The sequence below is a fragment of the Methylobacterium sp. WL19 genome (assembly GCF_008040005.1).
Classification (GTDB): Bacteria; Pseudomonadota; Alphaproteobacteria; order Rhizobiales; family Beijerinckiaceae; genus Methylobacterium; species Methylobacterium bullatum.
The window spans coordinates 26,388-45,458 of the sequence record NZ_VRVC01000024.1; the positions used below are offsets into that span (position 1 = coordinate 26,388).

Sequence of the window (19,071 nt, forward strand, 5' to 3'; positions counted from 1 at the left end):
CTTTGCCCCCTAAGGTGGCGGCTGTTTCCCACCCCTTTCGTCTCACTCTTTCCCAGCGGTCGATGAAGCCAAGAAGCGTGCCGCGCCGTGGATTTCCCGCCGGCCAGATGCTGGTTCACGTGCCCGGCCGATTGCGCGCCCTGGTGCGCGGCAGCGAGTTCGGCCTCGTGATCCTGGCCGCCTGCGTTGGAACCATCGCCGGGATCGCCGTCTCGGCCATGAGCCTCACGACTCAGGGCCTGCGGGAAATCCTCTATCGCCTGCCGCACGGCGCGCGCCTCAGCGCATCGACGGATGTGGATCCGCTCCTCATCCTGTTCGGCCCGGCCATCGGCGGCTTGGCTATCGGCCTCATCGCTTTCGGGCTCGCGCGCTGTCGCGGCGGCCCGCAACGGCCCATCGTCGATCCCATCGAGGCCAATGCCCTGCATGGGGGGCGGCTCTCGGTGAAGGGGTCCGTCGCCGTGGCGGCCCAGAACGTGATTTCGAACGGCAGCGGTGCCTCGGTCGGCCTCGAGGCCGGCTTCACCCAGATCTGCGCCAGCCTCGCCTCCCGTCTCGGCGTCGCCTTCGAAATGCGCCGCTCCGATCTACGGACCCTGGTGGGCTGCGGGTCGGCCGCTGCCATCGCGGCCGCCTTCGGCGCGCCGCTCACGGGGGCGTTCTATGCGTTCGAACTCATCATCGGCACCTATTCCATTGCCACACTGACACCGGTCGTGGTGGCGGCCCTGTGCGGCAGCCTCGTGGCCAAGGCGCTGGTGACGCAAAGCCCCCTCGTCAGCGCCAATGGGTTCGAGGCCCTGACGACCCGGGCGATTACGGGAATCGACACCCTGCCGAGCCTCGCCCTCGGTCTTGCCTGCGCCGGGCTCGGCATCCTGATCATGCGCGGCGTCACCCTGGTGGAGCAGGGGGTGCGGGCGACCGGTCTGCCGTCCTTCCTCGCGCCGGCCCTCGGCGGTCTCTGCGTCGGCGCCCTGGCTCTCGCGGTCTCGCCGCAGATTCTCTCCGGCGGTCATGGCGCGCTCCATCTCCACCTCGATGTCGACATGCCCGCCATGGGGATCGGTGCCCTGGCGCTGCTGTTCGTGGCCAAAGCTTCGGCCTCGGCGATCTCCATCGGATCGGGCTTTCGCGGCGGGCTGTTCTTCGCTTCCCTCTTCCTCGGCGCCCTTGCGGGGAAACTCTTCGCCGCGTTGGTGGCGGAGACGATCCCCGGCCTGTCAGGCCTTCACGGATTGTCCGGTCTGGAGAGCCTCACAATGTTCGGCCTCACGCCGCTCGCCTATGCGGTGATCGGCATGAGCGCGCTAGCGGTGGCCGTCATCGGCGGCCCGCTGACGATGACGTTCCTCGCCCTCGAACTCACCGGCAGCTTTCCCATAACCGGCCTCGTCCTCGTGGCCGTGATCGCCTCGTCGATGACCGTGCGGAAGACCTTCGGCTATTCCTTCGCCACCTGGCGCTTCCACCTTCGCGGCGAAAGCATCCGCAGCGCGCACGATATCGGCTGGATCCGGTCGCTCACCGTGGGGGCGTTGATGCGCCGCGAGGTCGAAACCACACCGGTCGACATGACGCTGCGGGATTTCCTGAAAGCCCATCCCCTCGGCTCGCCCTCGCGCGTGGTGCTGGTCGACGGGGAAGGGCGCTATGCGGGGATCGTGCTGGTGCCCGAGGCCCATGCCCTCGCTACCGTCGATGGCGAGGCCGCTCTCGCCGAGGCCATGCGTTATGCCGACGTGTTCCTCACTGCCGACATGAACGCCAAGCAGGCGGCCACTGCCTTCGATGGAGCCGAGAGCGAGGCGTTGGCGGTGGTGGACGATCTGGCCTCGCGCCGGGTGGTCGGCCTGCTCACCGAGAGCCACACGCTGAAGCGCTACACCGAGGAACTCGACCGGCAGAGGCGGGCGATCATGGGCGAGTCTGGATAAGCACAGGACGCTTCGCGATTTTCTGTGCCGGACCCGGGAGCTGGTTTCGCCATCGCCCCATCCGCCCGGGAAGGGCGGATGGGATTGGTCGTTTCAGGCCGGCACCACCCGGCGCGACTTGCGCATCAGCGCCTCTTCCACGGTGCCGTCGCCGTCGAGATAGCCGTGACGCTTGGGGTTCGGCATGATCAGCGAGCCGATGAAGGCGATGGCGAGCATCGCCGTGACGTACCAGAAGAAGCTGCTCTCAGAGCCGATCTGCTTCAGATACAGGGCCACCATCTCCGCCGTGCCACCGAAGATGGAGTTCGCGACCGCGTAGGAGAGGCCGACGCCGAGCGCGCGGACCTGGGTCGGGAACAGTTCGGCTTTCACGATGCCGCTGATGCCGGTGTAGAAACTGATCACCGTGAGGCCGATCATGATCAGGCCGAACGAGAGGTACGGGTTGGTCGTGGCGCCGATGGCGGTCATCAGCGGCACCACCATCAACGTGCCGAGCCCGCTATAGAGAAGCATGTTGGTCTTGCGGCCGATCCGGTCCGACAACCAGCCGAAGAAGGGCTGGATCACCATGTAGACCAGAAGCGCCGCCGTGGAGATCTGCGAGGCAGTGATCTTGTCGATATGCGCCGTGTTGAAGAGATACTTCGGCATGTAGGTGGTGAAGGTGTAGAAGCTCAGGGAGCCGCCGGCGGTGTAGGCGAGCACCACGCAGAACGCCCGCCAATGCTTGAAGAGGGCGGCGAAGGTGCCGGATTCCTTCGAGGCCATGTCCTCTTTCGTGGCGGTTTCCGCGAGCGACGAGCGCAGGAACAGGGCGACCACAGCCGCCATCGCGCCGATCAAGAACGGGATGCGCCAGCCCCAGGCGGTGAGTTGCTGGGCGGTGAGGACGCTCTGCAGGATGATCAGCACCAGCGAGGCGAGGAGCTGGCCGCCGATCAGGGTGACGTACTGGAACGAGGCGAAGAACCCGCGCTGACCCTTCAGGGCGACCTCGCTCATGTAGGTCGCGCTGGTGCCGTACTCGCCGCCCACGGACAGGCCCTGGATCATGCGCGCGAGCAGCAGCAGGGCGGGAGCCCAGTGCCCGACGCTGGCATAGGTCGGCAACACGGCGATCATCAGCGATCCGCCGCACATCATCAGCACCGAGATCATCATCGAGGTCTTGCGGCCGAGACGGTCGGCGATGCGGCCGAACAACCAGCCGCCGATGGGGCGCATGAAGAACCCCACGGCGAACACGGCCGCGGATTTCAGGAGCTGGCTGGTATCGTCACCCTCTGGGAAGAAAACCGGCGCGAAGTAGAGGGCGAAGAAGGCGTAGCAATAAAAATCGAACCACTCGACCAGGTTGCCCGACGACGAGCCGACGATGGCGAAGATGCGGCGACGGCGATCTTCCGGATCGTCGGGCCGCGAAGGATCGATCGCGATAGCATCGGACATGTGGACTCCCAGACTTCGAGCAGGACCTTCGGAGTAGGTCTCTTGGGCGGCGACGTTAAGCACCGGTCCAAGATTCACAAGGGCTTAAGCGCGGCTTTTCTACAGCGCGCTTGAAATGTCAGCCGTTCTTCGCGCCGGGACGGTTGGCTGTTCAGAGCCAAAGGATAGGCGAGCGCGCCCGTCCAATGAAAGGCGCATCATTCAAGCTTGAGCGTAGCGGTCTCCATGATGAGAGGCGTCATGTTACAAAAATGAGGAACGGTTTTGCCGGTCTTTCTGTTTCGGCTTCGCATCGGCGCCTGTCGGCGTCTGAGTTCCACATGAGAATGGACTGATCGACATGAGCAAGATCTTGCGGAGTACGATGACGGCTGCCGTTCTGGTCGTCGGTGCGGCGACTGCTTTCGCCCAAGGTGGGCCTGGAGCCGGCGGTGGAGGCGGTGCGGGCGGCGGCGCGGCAGGAGCCGGTGCGCCGGGTGGTGGCGGCGCGGGTGGTGCGGGATCGGCCGGTGGCGCCGGAATGCGTGGCGGCGGTGGCGCCGGAGCGGAACGTGGTGGAGCGGCAGGCGGTTCGGAGCGTGGCGGTTCTCCGGGGGAACGTGGTGGTCCGGCGGGCGAGCGCGGCGGAGCGGCCGGGATGGAACGGGGCGGTAGCGACCGGAATGGCCGCATGGAGCAGGGTGAACGCCCGGGTGCCGGCGGAAGGACGGACGCCGGCCGGCCAGATCGTGACGGCAAGGCCGATCGTGACGGCAAGGCTGAACGCGATGATAAGCCGGACCGGGGCGAGCGCATGGAGCGAGGCGGCAAGGCCGATCGCGACATGAAGGACGGCAAGGCGGACCGTGGCGAGCGGATGGATCGCGAGAAGGGTGATCGCGGTGACAGGGGCGGGCGTGGAGATCGAGGCGGACGAGGCGACAGTGGCGCCGTGCGTGGAGCCTATGGCCGGCTTGGTGCTCCGCAGCGGACGGAGTTTCGCCAGAACGTGCTGCGTCGCGGCATTCCACGCCTCGCCGCCGGTGCCTTCGCCCTGACGGTGGGGACCGCCATTGCTCGCAATTACACCCTTTACGACCTCCCGCCGGATATCGTTCGGATCGTGCCGGAATACGAAGACTACCGCTACGTCCTCGTCGATGATGACATCGTCATCGTCGATCCCGATACCTACGAAATCGTGGACGTCATTCGCGGCTGATCTCGGATCGGCGGTTTCCCCGAGAGGGGAGCCGCCGCAGGGCGAAGCATCTTCCTTTGTCGTCCGTAGCCGCGATGCCGGCCATAGCGATGCTGGTGCTCAACAGCCGCGACGTGATGATGCGAAAGTAAGTCCAGAGGCTCCGGATCGGTTGTCATCACCGATCCGGAGCCTCTACGTCTCAGCTTTTCCACCGATCTGTCGCTCGCTGCGAAAGGCATATCCGTAGCCAGCGAAGGTCTGTGATCCTATTTTGTCGTCTTCGTCTCTCGGTTCGTGGTTTCCGCCGCCGGCACCGCTTGGTCGTTCGGGCCTTCGGCGTGTCACAGGTTCTCAAAGGCAGAAACGGGGGGCGCCTTCGCGCGGCCCACTCGGCTCGGGCGGGCCGGCCCTCACGGTGCCTGGTTTCCCTCAGCGGCCGCCTCGATCCAGCATCCGCGAGACCACCCTGGCGGTGTAATCCACCATCGGAACGATCCGTGCGTAGTTGAGCCTGGTCGGACCGATCACGCCGACGACACCGACGATCTTCTGCGAACCGTCCCGGAACGGCGCCGCGATCATCGATGAGCCCGAGAGCGAGAACAGCTTGTTCTCCGAGCCGATGAAGATGCGGACGCCCTCGCCGCCCTCGGCGCGGGAGAGGAGTTCGATGACGTCCTTCTGCGTCTCGAGATCGTTGAACAGCAGGCGGATCCGTTCGAGATCCTCCACCGCGCGCAGGTCGTCGAGCAGGTTCGCCTGGCCGCGTACGATCAGTTGGCGTGCCTCTGACGGCCCGACCGTGGTGGCGAGACCGGCATCGACCAGCCGCTCGGTGATGACGTCGAGTTCGCGCTTCATCGCCTCGCGGCCAGCCTCGATTTCCGCTCTCAAGCCTCCGAGGGTCCGCCCCTGCAAGCGGGCATTGAGGTAGTTCGAGGCCTCCTGCAGGGCGCCCGCCGGAAGACCGGGCGGCAGGTCGAGGAGGCGGTTCTCCACCGAGCCGTCATCGGAGACGAGGACGACGAGGGCGCGGGCGGGATCGAGCCTGACGAACTCGATGTGCTTGAGATGGACGTTGCTCTTGGTGGTGACGACAACGCCCGCCCCCCGCGAAATGCCCGACAGCATCGACGAGGCTTCGGCGAGGGCGCTCTCGAAGGTGTGGCCCGAGGCGGCGGCGCGCATCTGCGCCTCGATCCGCTCCTGCTCCTCGCGGCCGACATCGCCGATCTCCAACATGGCGTCGACGAAGAAGCGCAGGCCGAGTTCCGTCGGCAGGCGCCCGGCGGAGGTGTGGGGCGCGAAGATGAGCCCGGAATGCTCCAGATCCGCCATGACGTTTCGGATCGAGGCCGGGGACAAGGCCATCGGCAGGATCCGCGCGAGGTTGCGCGACCCCACCGGTTCGCCCGTCGTGAGATAGCTCTCGACGATCTGCCGGAAGATCTCACGTGTCCGCTCATTCAGGGCCGAGAGGGCCTGAAGTTGCTGCGAGGACGAATAGGGATGCGCGCGTTCGGTCACTGGGTGTTTCCTGACCGCCGATTGTGTCCGGCCCGGAGCCCGGGCACAACCTTTACCGGTGAGGCATAGCCGCCCTGTGGTCTGCTAATCCGTTTGCCGCCCGAACGGAACGGCCTTTGCGTTGCGTCGCCGCCCTCGCGAGCCTGCTCGCCGTGGCCGGCGGGTCTGGTTGACGGACCCGCAGCTCCCGTCCGTTCGGAGGAACACGCCGCCGTGCCCGACCTCGACACCGTCGTCAAAGAGATCGCCGAGGAGATGGCGGACAGGCCGGACCGGGGGGAGGTCGCCACATACATACCGGAACTCGCCCGGGTCGACCCGAAGGCGTTCGGTCTCGTCGTCATCGATGCGGACGGTCACGTGGCGGCGGGAGGCGACAGCGACACGCCGTTCTCGATCCAGAGCATCTCGAAGGTTTTCACCCTCACCCTGGCACTCGGCATGGCCGGCGACCGTCTCTGGCGCCGGGTGGGACGCGAGCCCTCGGGCAGCCCCTTCAACTCCATCGTCCAGCTGGAGCGCGAGCGCGGCATTCCGCGCAATCCCTTCATCAATGCCGGCGCCATCGCGGTCACCGACGTGATCCTGTCGGGCCATCAGCCGAGGGAGGCCCTGGGCGAGATCCTGCGTTTCATGCAGTTCCTGGCGCAGGATCCCACGATCATCATCGACGAGGCGGTGGCGGCCTCGGAGCTGCGCACGGGCTTTCGCAACATCGCGCTCGCCAACTACATGAAATCCTTCGGCGTTCTCGACAATCCGGTGGATTTTACCCTCGGCGTCTATTTTCACCACTGCGCCATCGCCATGTCATGCCGGCAGCTCGCCAACGCCACCCGTTTCCTGGCGCATTCCGGGCGCAACCCGCTGACCGGTTATTCCGTGGTCTCGGCTGAGCGAGCCCGGCGTATCAATGCGGTGATGCTCACCTGCGGTCACTACGACGGCTCGGGTGAGTTCGCGTATCGGGTCGGCCTGCCGGGCAAGAGCGGAGTCGGCGGCGGGATCATCGCCGTGGCACCGGAAAAGGCTTCGATCGCGGTCTGGTCGCCGGGCCTCGACGCATCCGGCAATTCCCATCTTGGCCGGATCGCCCTGGAACAGCTGACCAAGCGCCTCGGCTGGTCGATCTTCGGCGCTTGATCGCGCTCGCCCGGGCGCCTTTCCGGTCCTCAGCTCTCCGGCGCGTCCGCGGCCTTTCTCTTCAACACAGCGAGGTAGTCCCGCAGGAGCCCCACGCGTTTCGGCCGGAAGCTTGCGCCCGCGAGTTCGGCAGCGGCGATCCGGTCCACTCTGAACATCCGGTGCGCCTCGCGCAGACAGCACCAAGTGAGGACCACCAGCTTGCGGTCGAGATAGACGATCGCAAGCGGCCCGATCGTTCGTTCCGTGATCCGCGCCTCACCGTCCGCGTAGCGGATCGTCACCGCCTCTTCGCGCCAGCACCCTTCGCGGATCACCGCCGTGGCGGGGGAGGGGGCGAAGCGCTCCTCGGAGCGCCGGACCTGCGAGACCGCGTGGAGCAGGTGCTGTTGGCCGGTATCGGGGAGGGTCGCCGCCACCTTGGCGAGCACTGCGGCGGCGGCCCTCGCCAGCGCCGGATCCCCCATGTGCCGGACCTCGGACAAGCCGAGCACCAGCGCTTCGATCTCGATTCGATCGAAGATCTGCGGCGGCAGAGCCCCGTCCTCGATCAGTCGGTAGCCGTAGCCGCGCTCACCCTCGATATGGGCGCCGGCTGCGCGAAGGCTATCGATGTCGCGGTAGAGCGAGCGGAGGGAGACGCCCGTCTCCTCCGCCAGCCGGGCCGCCGTCACCGGCGCAGGCAGCATGCGCAGAGCCTGAAGCAGTCGGAAGAGGCGGTCCGTGCGAGCCAAAGTTCAACTGACGCAGAGTGGCAGTAGCGCTCGCTTAAAAGCATCGGTGTCGACCCCGCCAACACGAGTACCCCGATGCTGACCCTCTTTCATTCGCCCAAAAGCCGCTCGACCCGCATCATCGCGTTGCTGCACGAGCTCGGCGCCCTCGACGAGGTGTCGGTGGAAATCGTCGCCATCGCGCGCCAGGACGGCTCCGGCCAGTGCGATCCCAGCAATCCCCATCCCGAGGGAAAGGTGCCGCTCCTCGTTCATGACGGCGTAACGATCTGGGAGAGCAGCGCGATCATGCTCTACCTCGCCGACCTCTACCCGAAAGCTGGCCTGACTATCCCGCCGGGTCATCCGCAGCGGGGGGCCTATCTCAGCTGGTTCGCGTGGTATTCGGGTGTGGTCGAGCCGGTCATGCTGCTGGAAGCGATCGGGCTCACGCATCCCGCCATCGCTTCGACTTTTCGCGGGAGTGTGGAGGTGCGACAGCGGCTCGCTGCAGCACTCGCCAAGGGGCCCTATCTCTTCGGCGAGCGCTTCACGGCGGCGGACCTACTGCTTCACTCGCCTTATGCCTGGTTCGGCAAACCGGGCGATCCGGTCCTCGATGCGTGGGTCGAGCGCTGCATGGCCCGTCCTGGGGCGGCTTTCGCCACGGAGTTCGACCTCCTACACCCACTGAAATGAGCGGTCTCAGCAGGGCACTCCATCTCAGCATGGGTGAAGCGCGGCGGTTCTGAGCTAATGCCTCGACTATCGTCCGCGCAGCGTCGATATCGGGCATTGTGCCTAAAAAAAAGTCATTCGGCTCATGAAGCAGTCATGGAGAATGAAAATCGCCACGGCGCCGAGCAGCGCCGTGGCGGATGTCGTGTCAGGCTGCTGCCTTCGCTTCCTCGGAAGTCGGAACCGAGGCGACGGTCTTCAGGATCTGCGAAGCGATCTGGTAGGGGTCCCCCTGGCTGTTAGGACGGCGGTCTTCCAGATAGCCCTTGTACTCATTGTTGACGAAGCTATGCGGCACGCGGATCGAGGCGCCGCGATCGGCGATGCCGTAGCTGAACTGGTCGATCGCCGCAGTCTCGTGCTTGCCGGTCAGACGCATGTGGTTGTCCGGGCCGTAGACGGCGATGTGGTCGTCCAGGTTCTCCTTGAACGCCGCCATGAGCGCCTCGAAATAGGCTTTGCCGCCCACCGTGCGGAGGTGCTCCGTCGAGAAGTTGGCGTGCATGCCCGAGCCGTTCCAATCGGTCGCACCGAGTGGCTTGCAATGGTATTCAATGTCGATCTCATACTTTTCGCACAGGCGCTGCAGGATGTAGCGGGCGACCCACATCTCGTCGGCGGCCTTCTTGGAGCCCTTGCCGAAGATCTGGAACTCCCACTGGCCCTTCGCCACCTCGGCGTTGATGCCCTCGTGGTTGATGCCGGCGTCCAGGCACAGGTCCAGGTGCTCTTCGACGATCTTGCGGGCGATTGAGCCGACTTCCTTGTAGCCGACGCCGCAGTAATACGGGCCCTGGGGGGCCGGGTAGCCGCTGGCGGGGAAGCCGAGCGGACGACCGTCCTTGTAGAAGAAATACTCCTGCTCGAAGCCGAACCAGGCGCCGTCGTCGTCGAGGATCGTGGCGCGCTTGTTGGAGGCATGCGGCGTCACGCCGTCCGGCATCATCACTTCGCACATCACCAGCACGCCGTTCTTGCGTGTGCTGTCGGGGAAGTGGCGCACGGGCTTGAGCATGCAGTCGGAGCTGCCGCCCTCGGCCTGCATCGTCGAGCTGCCGTCGAAGCCCCAAAGCGGAAGCTGCTCGAGGGTCGGGAAGCCGTCGAATTCCTTGATCTGGGTCTTGCCACGCAGGTTCGGCACCGGCGTGTATCCGTCGAGCCATAGATACTCGAGCTTATATTTCGTCATTTCGAGCCTCTCGTCCCTCAAGCGATCCGACGGCCGGGTCTCCCCCTCACATCGTTCGCGGCCGTTCGTAGCCGGAATCGCCGCTAGCATAACGTGTGCCAGCCATGGTCGTGGGGCGAGGTGCCATCGACGGCGGGATCCGGCCGCAACGAGGCGGACCCTTTACTCACATGGATAGAGAATCCTTCTCGCGGGAATGTTTCTGCCTACCGTGTAGGCACCCCTAAATGGGCATCCGGGAAGTGCTCGAGCGAATGCTCATATTCTGTTCGCCATCGTTGCCTTGCCCATTTGCTTAGCAAGCGACGACGCAGCGTGGTCGTGTGGCTAGGAACATTGTCCGGTGGAAGCGCGCCTTCTGCTTAATCCCTAAACAAAAAATATAAATTCGGAGCAGCGCATGCTGCCTTTCCAGGCGAGCACGCGTTCCATCGCATCCGCACCAATACGGTCGGCGATACGAGTAACTCACGGAACGGAGTCCGTCCTGATGAAGAACCCAACCCTGTCCGCCATGGCGAAGACCCTCGCCATCGTGGTCGCCCTGGTGGGCGCGATGATCCTCGGTACTCCGCGCGGCGCCCAAGCCGCACCGATGGCGGTGTCCAGCGAAGTCGCCGGCTCGGTCAACGTGGCCGCCACGCAGGTCCAGTACGGTGGTGGTCACTGGCGCCATCACGGCCGGCATCATCGCCGTCACTTCGGTCACCATCGCGGTCGCCACTTCGGCCATCACTACGGCCGTCGCTTCGGCCACCACCACCATCACCGCCGTTTCGGTCATCATCATCGTCGCCACTACCGCTACTGAGGCGTGAGTTGGGGGCGCGTCCCCGTGGGCGCGCTCCTCTCCATTCTGGCCGCGCTTGCCGGTGGACAAACCGGGGCTTAAGAGCCCGGACGATCAATCCGGAACTCGACCAAGGAGAGTGCCCATGCGGCCCTCGAAGCGCGCGAACGACGAACTGCGCACCGTCACCCTGGAGCGCGCCGTCGCCCGCTATGCCGAGGGTTCCTGCCTCGTCACCTTCGGCCAGACGAAAGTGCTCTGCACGGCCTCCCTCGAAGAACGCGGCCCGCCATGGCTGCGCGGCTCCGGCAAGGGTTGGGTCACCGCCGAGTATTCCATGCTCCCCCGAGCAACCCACGAGCGCACTCGCCGCGAGGTGAATTCCGGCAAGCCCTCCGGGCGGACGCAGGAGATTCAACGGCTGATCGGCCGCTCGCTCCGTGCCGTCACCAATCTTCCCGCCATCGGCGAGCGACAGATCACCGTGGATTGCGATGTGATTCAGGCGGATGGCGGTACCCGCACCGCTGCGATTACCGGAGCCTGGATTGCCCTGCACGATTGTTTCACCTGGATGCGCGGGCGCTCCATCATCTCGGTCGACCCCCTGCGCGAGCATGTCGCCGCGATTTCCTGCGGCATCTACAAGGGCACCCCGGTGCTCGACCTCGAATACGCGGAGGATTCGGCCGCCGAGACCGATGCGAATTTCGTCATGACCGGCTCCGGCGGCCTCGTGGAGGTGCAGGGCACCGCCGAGGGCAAGCCCTTTTCAGAGGCCGAACTCATCGAATTGCTGCGGCTGGCCCGTGGCGGAGTCGAGCAGCTCGTTTCCCTTCAGAAGCAGGCGATCGCATGAGCGAGCCGCGCATTCTCACAGGGCGGGTGGTCATCGCCACCCACAATCCCGGCAAGCTCGTGGAGATGCGCGAGCTGCTGGCGCCGTTCGGCGTGGAGGCCGTCTCGGCGGGCGAACTCGGTCTGCCCGAGCCCGATGAGACCGGTACGATGTTCTCCGAGAATGCGGCGATCAAGGCCGTTGCCGCCGCCCAGGCCTCGGGCTTGCCCGCTTTCGCCGACGATTCCGGCCTCTGCGTCAATGCCCTCGACGGTGCACCCGGCCTGTTCTCCGCCCGCTGGGCTGGTCCGAACAAGGACTTCTCCGGCGCCATGGCCCGCATTGCGGCCGAACTCGACAAGCGTGGCGCCGCGACCCGCCGAGCTCACTTCGTCTCTGCCCTCGTCATCGCCTGGCCGGATGGCCATACCGAAACGTTCGAGGGTCGGGTGTTCGGCGATCTCGTGGAGCCGCGCGGCTCACAGGGCTTCGGCTACGACCCGATGTTCTTGCCGGACGGCTACGATCGCACCTTCGGCGAGATCTCCTCGGAGGAGAAGCATGGCGTCGACTGGCAGAGCGGGAACGCCCTGTCGCACCGCGCCCGCGCGTTCGTGCTTCTGGCCGCGAGCTGCCTGCGTCGGCCCGGCTGAACGGGCGGGCGAGCTTCTTTACGCCTCACCTCGGCCGCATGCGGAGGTGAGGCGGTCACCTTGGATCGTCCCGGCACCATTGCCAAAATCCCCAGCCGCGCGCACATCCGCCCGATGACCGATCGTTCAGGCCCGGACCACCCGACCCGCGATGCCGGGTTCGGCGTCTATGTCCATTGGCCCTTCTGTGCCTCGAAGTGCCCCTATTGCGACTTCAACAGCCATGTCCGCCATGCACCAGTGGATGAGGGTCGTTTCCTCTCTGCGTTTCGGGCCGAGATCGCCAATGTGGCGGCGCGAATTCCGGGCCGCACCGTGTCGAGCATCTTCCTCGGCGGCGGCACCCCGTCATTGATGCAGCCGAGCACCGTCGCGGGGTTGCTCGAGGCCATCGACGATGCCTGGGGCGCGGCGCCCGATATCGAGGTGACGCTGGAAGCGAACCCGACCAGCGTCGAGGCCGGCCGTTTTCGCGGTTATCGGGCCGCCGGAGTGAACCGCGTTTCCCTCGGGGTCCAGGCCATGGACGACGCCTCCCTGAAGGCCCTCGGGCGGCTCCACACGGCCGCAGAGGCGATGGCGGCGGTCGAGACGGCAGCCGCGCATTTCCAGCGCTACTCCTTCGATCTCATCTATGCGCGGCCGAACCAGAGCGCGTCCGCCTGGCGTGCCGAGCTCAGGGAGGCCATCGCCAGGGCGGCCGAGCACCTGTCGCTCTATCAACTGACCATCGAGCCGGGGACGCCGTTCTTCGGACTTCACGCCGCCGGCAAGCTCGTCCCACCGGACAACGATATGGCGAGAGCGCTCTACGACGTGACGCAGGAGGTCTGTGACGCGGCCGGGCTCTCTTCCTACGAGATTTCCAACCATTCCCGCCCCGGTGCGCAATCGCGGCACAACCTGCTGTACTGGCGTTATGGCGAATATGCCGGCATCGGTCCCGGCGCGCATGGCCGGCTGGTGACCGGCGAAGGGCGAATCGGTACGGTCACCGAACGGGCTCCGGAAGCCTGGCTCGCCCGGGTCGAGCGCGACGGCCACGGCATCGTCGAGACCGAAACCCTCTCGGCCGCAGACCAGGGCGACGAGTTCCTGATGATGGGCCTGCGTTTGAGGGAGGGCGTCGATCCGGGCCGCTATGCGATGCTCAAGGGTCGCCCCCTCGATCCGGTCCGGGTCGAGGCCCTGATCGGCGATGGGCTCGTCGCCCGTCTGGACGGAGGCCGTATCGCCGCGACCCCGCGCGGTGCGCCGGTTCTGAACGCGGTGGTGGCGGAACTCGCTGCCTGATGCCGGAGCGCCGGCCATGACCGCGTCGGTCGTCGCCCTCGTGCTCGTCGCGGCCTTCCTCCACGCCGCCTGGAACATATTACTGCGTGGCGGCACGGACCGGCTCTGGTCGATGAGCGTGATGAACCTCGCCGTCGGCGGGCTCGGCCTCGCGGGCCTCATCGCATTCGGCCTGCCGAACCTGTCGAGCTGGCCCTACGCGGCGGCCTCCTCCACATCGCCTAAAACGCTCTGCTGCCGGTGACCGATCGCAGGGGCGATCTCGGCCAGACCTAGCCGATCGCCTGGGGTTCATCGCCGGCCATGGTCGCCCTCCATGCAGCCCTCATCGGCCACACCTGACGCGCACGGCGGATCATGTGCCGGAGGGGCCGAGCGTGCGCGGTGCCGGGCTGACGATGGTCGGTGCGCCGCTACGGATCTCGTAGATGGCCAGTGCCCTGTCGCTCAACCCCTCCGGCCGGAAGCGGAAGGTGCCGTCGATCCCAGAGAAGCCTGCCTGCGTCGTCAGGGTGACGTCGGCGAAGCGCTGCGAACCGTACTGCCGCGTCAGCGCCGCCATGAGCGAGACGGCGTCATAGGCCAACGTCGCCACGCGTGGTGGCACGGAGCCGAAACGCGCCTGATAACGCTGCGAGAAACCGTTGAACCCATTGGCATCCGCCGCTGCGAACCAGCCGCCCTGCAGGGCGGGGAGGGCAAAGACGCGTGGATCGTTCCACACCGCCGTGCCAATGGGTTTGACCCGGCCGGGAGAAAACCCCGCCGTGGTGAGCGCGGGTGCGACGACGGCCAAGCCCTCCGGGCTTTCCGGCAGGAACAGGGCATCGGCCTGGGCGCCGGGACCGTTGATCAGGCCGGCGAGGCGCGAGATGGCGGGGGCGGGCGCGCCGGGCGCGTAGCGCTCGATTCCCACCAGGCGGGCGCCCTTCCTCGCCACCGCCTCGCGGAACTGCGCCTCCACGGCATTGCCGTAGCTGCTCTCGGGGATCAGAGCGGCGAAGGAGCGGCGTCCGGCCGCGACCGCTTCGTCGACCACGCGGTCCACCTCGGCCTGCGGCAGGAAGCTGAGAAGATAGACGCTGCGCGCCGCGACGCTCGCATCGGTGGAAAAGGCGATGATCGGCTTGCCGGCCCCACGCGTGACCCCCGCCGCCGCCTGGACATTGGCCGCGAAAAGCGGTCCGAGCACCAGCTCGGCGCCCTCGGCGAGGGCGGCCTGGGCCGCTTCGCGCGCGCCATCCGGCGAGCCGCGGTCATCCTTCACCAGGATCTGCAGGTCGGGCTTCTGGAAATCCTCCACGGCGAGTTCTGCGGCATTGCGCAGAGCCGCGCCGACTGCCGAACCCGGACCGGAGAGGGGCAGGATGAGAGCGATCTTCACCGACCCGGTGCCGATCTTCGTTGCACCCAATGACGTCGCCTGCGGATCGCCCGCGGCGGCCATATCCGGGTTAGGCGCGGCTTTCGTGGCGCGCGGGCCGCCATCGGGGCCGCCAATGCAGCCGCCAAGCCCCCCGACAAGCATGAGGATCGCCGCGGCCCTTGCCCAACCGACCGTGGCGGGACCGTGGCCCCTTGCAAGGCTTTTCCCCATTGCACGGTACTCCCCGTCGCTCATCTGCATCGCCCGCCCGATCCGCGCAGGGTTAAAGCCTGGACGACAAAAGTAAATGTGCCGACACCCCCGGCGCGGGCATTCCTCCGGCCCGTGTCCCCGTGGCAAAGTCCGCCTCATGACTCAGAGAATCGACAATCGGACGCGCCGCTCCAGGGTAGTGCACGATCCGGCCAAGCCCGTCTCCACCTTCACCGCTTTCGGCCTTGCGGCGGAGGCCGAACCGCTCGACCCCGGACTGCACGTGGTGGCGACCCCGATCGGCAACCTCAAGGACGTCTCGTTCCGTGCGCTGGCGACCTTGGCGGCGGCCGATACCGTGCTCGCCGAAGACACCCGCGTCACCCGCACCCTCCTGATGCATTACGGCATCACGACGCCGCTCGTCGCCTATCACGAGCATTCGAACGCGGCGGTGCGTGAGCGTATGATCGCACGGATGCAGAACGGCGAGGCCTTGGCCCTGGTCTCGGATGCCGGAACGCCGTTGGTTTCCGACCCCGGTTTCAAGCTCGTCCAGGCTGCGATCAAGGCGGGCATTGCGGTGACGCCTATCCCCGGTCCATCCGCGGTGATGACCGCCATCGTCGCGGCGGGCCTGCCCACCGACCGCTTCTTTTTCGAAGGCTTCCTGCCGCAGAAATCCGGTGCCCGGCGCAATCGCCTTGCGGCGCTCGGGCAGATCCCCGGAACGCTGGTCCTGTTCGAATCACCCCACCGCCTGCCCGAGATGCTGGTGGATGCCGCCGCGATCCTCGGAGGGAGCCGGCCCGCGGCAGTCGCCCGCGAACTCACCAAGCTCTACGAGACGATCCGGCGTGGCACCCTCGCGACCCTGGCCGAGACCTTCACCGAGGAGGGGGCTCCCAAGGGCGAGGTGGTGGTGGTGATCGGGACCAACCCGGAAGAACCGCCGGAGGAGGAGGTCGAGGCCGGTCTCGATGCGGCGATCGAAGCGGCGCTGTCGCGCCACTCGATCAAGGATGCCGCCGCCCTCGTGGCCGATGCCACCGGTCAGCCCCGTCGCGTGGTCTATGCCCGCGCCCTCGTCCTCGCCCGGCGCACCGATGCCGACGTCTAAGCTCGTCGACGCCAAAGAGCGGCGGCGCGCCACCTACCTGCGCGGCCATTCGGGCGAGACCCTCGCGCTCCTCGCCATGATGATGAAGGGGTATCGCCCACTCGCCCGGCGCTTCAGCGCGAGCGGCGGGGAGATCGATCTGATCCTGCGCCGGGGCGACACGATCGCTTTCGTGGAGGTGAAGGCGAGGGCCACCCTCGACGCGGCCCGGACCGCCATCAATGCGAAGAAGCGCGCCCGTTTTTCGCGCGCGGTGCGCGCTTGGATCGCGCGCAATCCGCGCTATGGGTCGATGACGCTGCGTGCGGATGCTGTCTTCGTGGCACCGCGCACTTGGCCGCGCCACCTGCCCGATGCCTTCGCGATCGAGGGCATGTGAGGCGGCGCGACGGCCGTACCGCACATCGAAGGTCGCCGCTTACTTCCTCGCTGCGGCGAGGGCGGCGATCAGCGTGCGCTTGAGATCGGCCTGGCTGAACGGCTTCTGGACCACGGGACGGTCGCGGAACGGCTCGCGAATTCCCGCGCCGCCATACCCCGTCGAGAAAACGATGGGCAGGTTGCGTTCCGTGATCGCCTCGGCCACCGGATAGATGGGTTCGCCAGCGACGTTCACGTCGAGGATGGCGACCTCGAAGGTCTCGCTCCGTGCCATTTCCAGGGCCGTCGCGAGACGAGCCGCGGGCCCGACGACGGTGCACCCGAAATCGAGCAGCATGTCTTCGAGCAGCATGGAAATGGCGGCTTCGTCCTCCACCACCAGAACCCTGGCGCCGTCGAGGAGAGTGTCGTTCTGTTCAGCACTCACGCTGGGGATTCTTCCCTTCGATTCGTTCCGGCCTGGAACGGTGCCGTCATCCAGAGCCTTACAGGCTTGCCATCCGTGAGGTTGGCGAGAATGACGTTTAGCGCCTGCGGCAACGGTCGAGCCGTCGCCCGTTCCGCTTGGCGTGTCAAGGCGCAGAAAGTGGCCGCGGAGGTTCAGGATCGGGTTAATGTTATCGGACGATACATTTTCACGCAGATCGGCGGGACCTGTTGCGCCCGGAGCGACGAACCGGCGCGGCGCCCTGGCACTCCTTGTCAGCTGGGCCGTCGCCGCCGGCACGTCCACGCGGGCGGAGCGACCCCTCGTCGTGGCCTCGAAGAGCGACACCGAAGGCGCGCTCACGGGGGCGATGATCGCCCTCGTGCTCGAGCATCTCGGCGTGCCGGTGGTCCGCAAGCTCGGCCTCGGCCCCACCCTGATCGTCCGCGAGGCCCTCCTCTCCGGCGAGGTCGACATCTACCCGGAATACACCGGCAACGGCGCGTTCTTCACCGGCACCGAGACCGATCCCGCCTGGAAGATCCCGCAGGAGGCCTACGAGACCATCCGGCGCAAGGATGCCGAACGGGGGCTGGTCTGGCTCGCCAGGGCGCCCGCCAACAACACCTGGCTCATCGCCCTCAACGGGGATTTCGCACGGGCGCGGCATCTGGCCACGATGGCGGATTTCGCCAGGGCCGCCAATGACGGCCTCATCCTGCTGGCGGCCTCCACCGAGTTCGTGGAGAGCCCGGCGGCGCTGCCGTCCTTCGAGGCGGCCTACGGCTTCAGCCTGCCCCTCGACCGCATCGTCAGCCTGCCCGGCGGCGACACGGCGGTGACGGCCCGGGCCGCGGCGCAGCGCATCAGCGGGGTCAATGCGGGCATGGTCTACGGCACCGACGGGGCGCTGGCCGCCCTCGATCTCGTGGTCATGGGCGATCCCAAGGCGGCCCAGATCGTCTACGAGGTCGCCCCGGTGATCCGCGCCTCCGCGCTGGAGCGCTTTCCGGCCATCGGTCCGGCCCTGGCGCGGGTCTTCGCCGGGCTCGACGCACCGACCCTGCGCGGCCTCAACGGGCGAATCACCGTGGACGGCGAGGTCGCGGATCGGGTCGCCCGGCGCTACCTCAACGAGCGCGGGCTGATCGGGTGAGAGCGCCATCGCCGCCCGCTTCGATGCGCCATGCGACGGGCCATCGAGCGCCATGGGCCGGGCTTTTCGCGGCCGGCCTTCTCGTCGCGTCCCTCCATGGGATGGCGCTCCTCGATGTGGCGGCAAACCGTCTCCTGCCCGGCGATCCCGTCCGTGCGTCCGCGTTCCACGAATGGTCGATCGGCCTCGTCTCGCTCCTGTCGCTGGCCGGCCTCGTCGTCGGTGTGATGCCGGCCCGGCGGACGGGCGGCCTTCTCGCCCTGGGATTTTTCCTGTCGGCCTGGGCCGTGCTCCTGCTCGGCCTCGGCGCGGAGGCCGCCCGGATCGTGTCCTCCATGCCGCCGGCCGCGAGGGCCAGCCTCGGCTCCGGCTTCTGGCTGGCCTCGTCCTGCCTCCTGGCGCTGGCCGGAGGCAGCATCGCACGGGTTCGAGGCCGGGGGCTCGGCGTGCTCGCCATCCTCGCGGCCTCGGGTTTCCTGGTCGCGGCCTGGCGCGGCGGCGGGTTGGACGGGCTGTCCCTGGCGGTGGAATATGCCGCGCGGCGGGAGGCGGTGCACGAGGCCATCGCCGAGCACCTGCTCCTGGCGGGGGGAGCGATCGCCCTCGCCATCCCGGCGGCCGTGCTCCTCTCTCTCTGGCGCTCCGCGCAGGGGCTCGTCGGGCTCCTCGTCAGCGGCGTGCAGGTGATCCCCGCCGTCGCCCTGCTGGGCGCCCTCGTCGCCCTCGTCGGCGGAGTGCTGCGCGCCGTGCCGGCGCTGCGCGATCTCGGCCTCTCGGCCCTCGGGCCGTGGCCCGCGCTCCTCGGCATCGCCGCCTACCTGCTGCTGCCCCTCTGGCGCGGGATCGGCACGGCCCTGCGCGCCGCCGATCCCGCCGCCATCGACGCCGCCGAGGCCATGGGCCTGACGAAGGCCCAGATCCTGGCCCGAGTGACGCTGCCCCTCGG

20 protein-coding genes are annotated in these 19,071 nt (G+C 67.2%); 14 read left to right on the forward strand and 6 right to left on the reverse strand.

The window, feature by feature from the left end; genetic code table 11:
* Positions 1-107 precede the first annotated feature (107 nt).
* On the forward strand, positions 108-1,940 hold the full coding sequence (locus tag FV220_RS07135; protein ID WP_147830402.1) for a chloride channel protein: 1,833 nt from the start codon (positions 108-110) through the stop codon (positions 1,938-1,940).
* A gap of 93 nt (positions 1,941-2,033) precedes the next feature.
* On the opposite strand, the gene FV220_RS07140 is transcribed toward FV220_RS07135, so the two are convergent.
* The gene (locus FV220_RS07140) at positions 2,034-3,395 is read right to left on the reverse strand and encodes an MFS family transporter (RefSeq protein ID WP_056140357.1); all 1,362 of its coding nucleotides are present in this window, start codon (positions 3,393-3,395) and stop codon (positions 2,034-2,036) included.
* 389 nt (positions 3,396-3,784) lie between these two features.
* Here FV220_RS07140 and FV220_RS26470 point away from each other — a divergent pair, with 389 nt between their 5' ends.
* Both FV220_RS26470 and FV220_RS26475 read left to right on the forward strand, forming a co-directional pair.
* Positions 3,785-4,222, forward strand: coding sequence for a hypothetical protein (locus tag FV220_RS26470; protein WP_308444978.1), 438 nt, complete (start codon positions 3,785-3,787; stop codon positions 4,220-4,222).
* Positions 4,219-4,596, forward strand: a complete 378-nt coding sequence (locus FV220_RS26475; RefSeq protein ID WP_308444979.1) for a DUF1236 domain-containing protein — start codon at positions 4,219-4,221, stop codon at positions 4,594-4,596. Before FV220_RS26470 ends, FV220_RS26475 begins: the two co-directional genes overlap by 4 nt.
* A 411-nt stretch (positions 4,597-5,007) precedes the next feature.
* Here the strand turns inward: FV220_RS26475 and hrcA are convergent, their stop codons facing one another.
* Positions 5,008-6,105 carry a heat-inducible transcriptional repressor HrcA gene (gene hrcA / locus FV220_RS07150; RefSeq protein ID WP_056140363.1) on the reverse strand — a complete coding sequence of 366 codons (1,098 nt, stop codon included), beginning with the start codon at positions 6,103-6,105 and terminating at the stop codon, positions 5,008-5,010.
* A gap of 213 nt (positions 6,106-6,318) precedes the next feature.
* On the opposite strand from hrcA, the gene FV220_RS07155 reads away from it, so the two are divergent.
* Positions 6,319-7,248 (forward strand): glutaminase, encoded by a 930-nt coding sequence (locus tag FV220_RS07155; protein ID WP_056161658.1) that lies wholly within the window; start codon positions 6,319-6,321, stop codon positions 7,246-7,248.
* 29 nt (positions 7,249-7,277) lie between these two features.
* Here FV220_RS07155 and FV220_RS07160 read toward each other — a convergent pair whose 3' ends face one another.
* The gene (locus FV220_RS07160) at positions 7,278-7,982 is read right to left on the reverse strand and encodes a WYL domain-containing protein (RefSeq protein WP_147830406.1); all 705 of its coding nucleotides are present in this window, start codon (positions 7,980-7,982) and stop codon (positions 7,278-7,280) included.
* A gap of 75 nt (positions 7,983-8,057) precedes the next feature.
* On the opposite strand from FV220_RS07160, the gene FV220_RS07165 reads away from it, so the two are divergent.
* On the forward strand, positions 8,058-8,660 hold the full coding sequence (locus FV220_RS07165) for a glutathione S-transferase family protein (RefSeq protein ID WP_056140368.1): 603 nt from the start codon (positions 8,058-8,060) through the stop codon (positions 8,658-8,660).
* A 187-nt stretch (positions 8,661-8,847) separates the two neighbouring features.
* Here FV220_RS07165 and FV220_RS07170 read toward each other — a convergent pair whose 3' ends face one another.
* Positions 8,848-9,888, reverse strand: a complete 1,041-nt coding sequence (locus tag FV220_RS07170) for a glutamine synthetase beta-grasp domain-containing protein (protein WP_018045125.1) — start codon at positions 9,886-9,888, stop codon at positions 8,848-8,850.
* Positions 9,889-10,378: 490 nt separating this feature from the next.
* Here FV220_RS07170 and FV220_RS07175 point away from each other — a divergent pair, with 490 nt between their 5' ends.
* The 5 genes from FV220_RS07175 to FV220_RS07195 all read left to right on the forward strand — a co-directional run bounded on the left by FV220_RS07175 (position 10,379) and on the right by FV220_RS07195 (position 13,706).
* The gene (locus FV220_RS07175; RefSeq protein WP_056140371.1) at positions 10,379-10,699 is read left to right on the forward strand and encodes a hypothetical protein; all 321 of its coding nucleotides are present in this window, start codon (positions 10,379-10,381) and stop codon (positions 10,697-10,699) included.
* A gap of 124 nt (positions 10,700-10,823) precedes the next feature.
* The gene (rph, locus tag FV220_RS07180; RefSeq protein ID WP_018045122.1) at positions 10,824-11,537 is read left to right on the forward strand and encodes a ribonuclease PH; all 714 of its coding nucleotides are present in this window, start codon (positions 10,824-10,826) and stop codon (positions 11,535-11,537) included.
* Positions 11,534-12,169, forward strand: coding sequence for an RdgB/HAM1 family non-canonical purine NTP pyrophosphatase (gene rdgB / locus FV220_RS07185; RefSeq protein ID WP_147830408.1), 636 nt, complete (start codon positions 11,534-11,536; stop codon positions 12,167-12,169). The genes rph and rdgB overlap by 4 nt, the downstream gene beginning before the upstream one ends.
* 114 nt (positions 12,170-12,283) lie before the next feature.
* On the forward strand, positions 12,284-13,462 hold the full coding sequence (gene hemW / locus FV220_RS07190; RefSeq protein ID WP_147830410.1) for a radical SAM family heme chaperone HemW: 1,179 nt from the start codon (positions 12,284-12,286) through the stop codon (positions 13,460-13,462).
* 16 nt (positions 13,463-13,478) lie between these two features.
* Positions 13,479-13,706 carry a hypothetical protein gene (locus FV220_RS07195; protein WP_147830412.1) on the forward strand — a complete coding sequence of 76 codons (228 nt, stop codon included), beginning with the start codon at positions 13,479-13,481 and terminating at the stop codon, positions 13,704-13,706.
* A gap of 111 nt (positions 13,707-13,817) precedes the next feature.
* Here FV220_RS07195 and FV220_RS07200 read toward each other — a convergent pair whose 3' ends face one another.
* Positions 13,818-14,990: a penicillin-binding protein activator gene (locus FV220_RS07200; protein WP_246689398.1), complete on the reverse strand. Its 1,173-nt coding sequence runs from the start codon at positions 14,988-14,990 to the stop codon at positions 13,818-13,820.
* Positions 14,991-15,198: 208 nt separating this feature from the next.
* Between FV220_RS07200 and rsmI the strand changes: the two genes are divergently transcribed.
* Positions 15,199-16,161 carry a 16S rRNA (cytidine(1402)-2'-O)-methyltransferase gene (gene rsmI, locus FV220_RS07205; RefSeq protein ID WP_147830413.1) on the forward strand — a complete coding sequence of 321 codons (963 nt, stop codon included), beginning with the start codon at positions 15,199-15,201 and terminating at the stop codon, positions 16,159-16,161.
* Positions 16,148-16,540 (forward strand): YraN family protein, encoded by a 393-nt coding sequence (locus tag FV220_RS07210; RefSeq protein ID WP_056140849.1) that lies wholly within the window; start codon positions 16,148-16,150, stop codon positions 16,538-16,540. Before rsmI ends, FV220_RS07210 begins: the two co-directional genes overlap by 14 nt.
* Before the next feature lie 39 nt (positions 16,541-16,579).
* On the opposite strand, the gene FV220_RS07215 is transcribed toward FV220_RS07210, so the two are convergent.
* Positions 16,580-16,969 carry a response regulator gene (locus FV220_RS07215; protein WP_018045115.1) on the reverse strand — a complete coding sequence of 130 codons (390 nt, stop codon included), beginning with the start codon at positions 16,967-16,969 and terminating at the stop codon, positions 16,580-16,582.
* A gap of 187 nt (positions 16,970-17,156) precedes the next feature.
* Here FV220_RS07215 and FV220_RS07220 point away from each other — a divergent pair, with 187 nt between their 5' ends.
* Complete coding sequence (locus FV220_RS07220) at positions 17,157-18,125, forward strand: glycine betaine ABC transporter substrate-binding protein (protein WP_147830414.1); 969 nt, start codon at positions 17,157-17,159, stop codon at positions 18,123-18,125.
* Between the two features lie 101 nt (positions 18,126-18,226).
* A partial coding sequence (locus FV220_RS07225; protein WP_246689399.1) for a hypothetical protein occupies positions 18,227-19,071 on the forward strand: 845 nt, incomplete at its 3' end.

Excerpts from the sequence above, each read along its gene's own strand:
- hemW (WP_147830410.1), top strand. The coding sequence starts at position 12,284 with ATGACCGATCGTTCAGGCCCGGACCACCCGACCCGCGATGCCGGGTTC.
- FV220_RS07140 (WP_056140357.1), bottom strand. The coding sequence starts at position 3,395 with ATGTCCGATGCTATCGCGATCGATCCTTCGCGGCCCGACGATCCGGAA.
- rph (WP_018045122.1), top strand. The coding sequence starts at position 10,824 with ATGCGGCCCTCGAAGCGCGCGAACGACGAACTGCGCACCGTCACCCTG.
- FV220_RS07210 (WP_056140849.1), top strand. The coding sequence starts at position 16,148 with ATGCCGACGTCTAAGCTCGTCGACGCCAAAGAGCGGCGGCGCGCCACC.
- rdgB (WP_147830408.1), top strand. The coding sequence starts at position 11,534 with ATGAGCGAGCCGCGCATTCTCACAGGGCGGGTGGTCATCGCCACCCAC.
- FV220_RS07165 (WP_056140368.1), top strand. The coding sequence starts at position 8,058 with ATGCTGACCCTCTTTCATTCGCCCAAAAGCCGCTCGACCCGCATCATC.
- FV220_RS07170 (WP_018045125.1), bottom strand. The coding sequence starts at position 9,888 with ATGACGAAATATAAGCTCGAGTATCTATGGCTCGACGGATACACGCCG.
- FV220_RS07135 (WP_147830402.1), top strand. The coding sequence starts at position 108 with ATGCTGGTTCACGTGCCCGGCCGATTGCGCGCCCTGGTGCGCGGCAGC.
- FV220_RS07220 (WP_147830414.1), top strand. The coding sequence starts at position 17,157 with ATGTTATCGGACGATACATTTTCACGCAGATCGGCGGGACCTGTTGCG.
- rsmI (WP_147830413.1), top strand. The coding sequence starts at position 15,199 with ATGACTCAGAGAATCGACAATCGGACGCGCCGCTCCAGGGTAGTGCAC.
- FV220_RS07175 (WP_056140371.1), top strand. The coding sequence starts at position 10,379 with ATGAAGAACCCAACCCTGTCCGCCATGGCGAAGACCCTCGCCATCGTG.
- FV220_RS07200 (WP_246689398.1), bottom strand. The coding sequence starts at position 14,990 with ATGCTTGTCGGGGGGCTTGGCGGCTGCATTGGCGGCCCCGATGGCGGC.
- FV220_RS07195 (WP_147830412.1), top strand. The coding sequence starts at position 13,479 with ATGACCGCGTCGGTCGTCGCCCTCGTGCTCGTCGCGGCCTTCCTCCAC.
- FV220_RS26475 (WP_308444979.1), top strand. The coding sequence starts at position 4,219 with ATGAAGGACGGCAAGGCGGACCGTGGCGAGCGGATGGATCGCGAGAAG.